At 74.8% G+C, this 2,520-nt stretch carries 2 protein-coding genes; both read left to right on the forward strand.

Going from position 1 to position 2,520, the window contains the following annotated elements:
• On the forward strand, nucleotides 1-801 hold an 801-nt coding region (locus IE287_RS38035; protein WP_189854003.1), incomplete at its 5' end, for an FG-GAP repeat domain-containing protein.
• Nucleotides 802-1,056: 255 nt separating this feature from the next.
• Nucleotides 1,057-2,520 (forward strand): DUF1906 domain-containing protein (locus tag IE287_RS38040; RefSeq protein ID WP_189854004.1); only part of this gene is annotated, 1,464 nt, incomplete at its 3' end.

A 2,520-nucleotide genomic window follows, 5' to 3' on the forward strand; every position in this document is an offset into this window, starting at 1 on the left:
ATGTTCACCTTCAAGTCCGGGGCCGACGGCGGTTTCGCGTCGCCGGTGAAGTCCTGGACCACCGCCCCGGGCAACTGGTGGCCGGAGAACGTCAAGCTCGCCTCCGGCGACTTCGACGGCAACGGCAAGGACGACGTCGCCGCCTTCTACGGCTACAGCGACGGCCGGGCCGCCCTCTACACCTTCAAGCCCGACGCCAACGGCGAGTTCTCCGCCCCGCTGCGCTCCTGGAACGTCCCCGCCGACTACTGGTGGGGCGAGAACGTCGAGCTCGCCGCCGGCGACTTCGACGGCAACGGCCGCGACGACCTGGCGGCGATGTACGGGTACGAGGACGGCACCGTCTCGATGTTCACCTTCAAGTCCGGCGCCGACGGCGGCTTCGCGGCCCCCGTCAAGTCCTGGACCACCGAGCCGGGCAACTGGAACTTCTCCAACGTCAAGCTGACCGCGGGCGACTACGACGGCGACGGACGCGCCGACGCCGCCGCGTTCTACGGCTACAGCGACGGCCGCGCCGCCCTCTACACCTTCCTCACCAAGACCGACGGCACCTTCAACAGCCCGGTCAGGTCCTGGAACGTGCCCGCCGACAACTGGTGGGGCGAGAACGTCCAGATCGCCTCCGGCGACTACGACGGCAACGGGCGCACGGACGTGGCCGCGTTCTACGGCTACAGCGACGGCCGCGCCGCGCTCTACACCTTCAAGCCGGACGCGACCGGCAAGTTCGCCAGCCCGCTGCGGTCCTGGAACGTGCCCGCGGACTACTGGTGGGGCGACCACGTGAAGCTCGGCTGACCGGGGCCGGGGCCGGCCCGCACCCCCGGCCCGGCCCCGCCGCAGGACGCCGCCCGGCACCCGCCGGGCGGCCCCGGGGCCCCGCCCCGGCCCTGCCCCCGCCCCACGCTCACACCGCCCCGCCCCCGTGCCCACCGCGCTCAGACCCGCGCGCACCCCACCCCACCCCGCTCCGCCCCCTCCCGCCCGCACACCTCGCCCCTCACACCCCGCCCCTGCGTCCACCACCCCGCGACACCGGAAGCGAGCTCCTCCATGCCCACCCCGCCCCCTGTCCGAACCCGGCGCGCCCCGCGCAGAGGCTGGGCCGTCGCCTCCGCGCTGACGGCCCTGGCCCTCTCCGGCGCGACCGCCACGGCGGCGCACGCCGTCCCGCGGCAGCTCCCCGAGGCCGCCGCACCGGCCACCGCCACCACCACCGTGGAGTACCGGGGACTGCGGCTCGACGTCCCCGCGGACTGGCGGGTCGTCGACCTGGAGAAGGCGCCCGCCACCTGCGTCCGGTTCGACGCCGCCACCCTCTACCTGGGCCACCCCGGGGCGGAGCAGGACTGCCCCGCCGAGGCGGTCGGCGAACGGACCGACGCCCTGGTGGTGGAGCCCCTGGCCGGCGCGGCCGTCGCCGACCCCGCCTCCGTGCTCCGGGTCCCGGCCGGCAAGCCCCTCCCGCAGCGGATCTCCGACGCCGCCGACCGCGAGGTCTCGCTGGCCGTCGAGGGCGCCGGACTGCTCCTCACCGCCGTCCACGGCACGAGCGCCGACACCGTCTCCCGGGTCGTCCGCTCGGGCCGCGTGGGACCGGCCGCCGTCCCCGGCACGCTGCCCGCCCCCCGCGCCGAAGCGGCGGGAGCCGCGCGGGCCGCGGCCGCCGAGCCCAGCACCGGCTACACCGGCAAGGCCTTCGACGCCTGCACCGCCCCCTCCGCGAGCCTGATGCAGTCGTGGAGGAGCGCCTCGCCCTACGGCGGCGTCGGCATCTACATCGGCGGTCCCACCCGGGTCTGCGCCCAGCCCAACCTGACCGCCGGCTGGGTCTCCGGGCGCGCGGCCGAGGGCTGGCACATGATCCCGATCTACGCGGGCCTCCAGGCCACCGGCATCTCCTCCGGCGAGGCCGCCTCGCAGGGCAGGGCGTCCGCCGACGACGCGGTGGCCAAGGCGAAGGCGCTCGGCTTCGCGGCCGGCACCGTCCTCTACACGGACATGGAGGACTACAGCTCCACCTACCGCACCCGGGTCCTCGACTACCTCTCCGCCTACAGCGCGCGGGTCCGCGAGTTGGGCTACCGCCCCGGCGTGTACGCGAACATCCAGAACTCCGGCGACATGGGCGCCCTGCACAGCAACTCCCGCTACTCCAAGCCGGACGTCCTGTGGATCGCCAACTGGAACCACAAGGCCGACGTCTCCAACGCCTCGATGGGCCTGCCCGGCAGCACCTACTGGCCCGGCCAGCGCCGCGTGCACCAGTACGAGGGCGAGGTGACCGAGACCTGGGGCGGGGCGACCCTCAACATCGACCGCAACTACGTGGACGTCGCCTCGGCGGCCGCCCCGCAGCCGGAGCCCGAGCCGTGGCGCGAGGACGCCTCCTCGCGGGTGAACGCGGACTTCGACGGTGACGGCCGGGACGACGTGGCGGCGCTGTACGGGTACGGCGACGGTTCGGTGGCGCTGTTCACGTTCCTCGCGCGGCCGGACGGCGGGTTCGACGCGCCG

This window comes from Streptomyces omiyaensis, from assembly GCF_014650895.1.
Lineage (GTDB): Bacteria > Actinomycetota > Actinomycetes > Streptomycetales > Streptomycetaceae > Streptomyces > Streptomyces omiyaensis.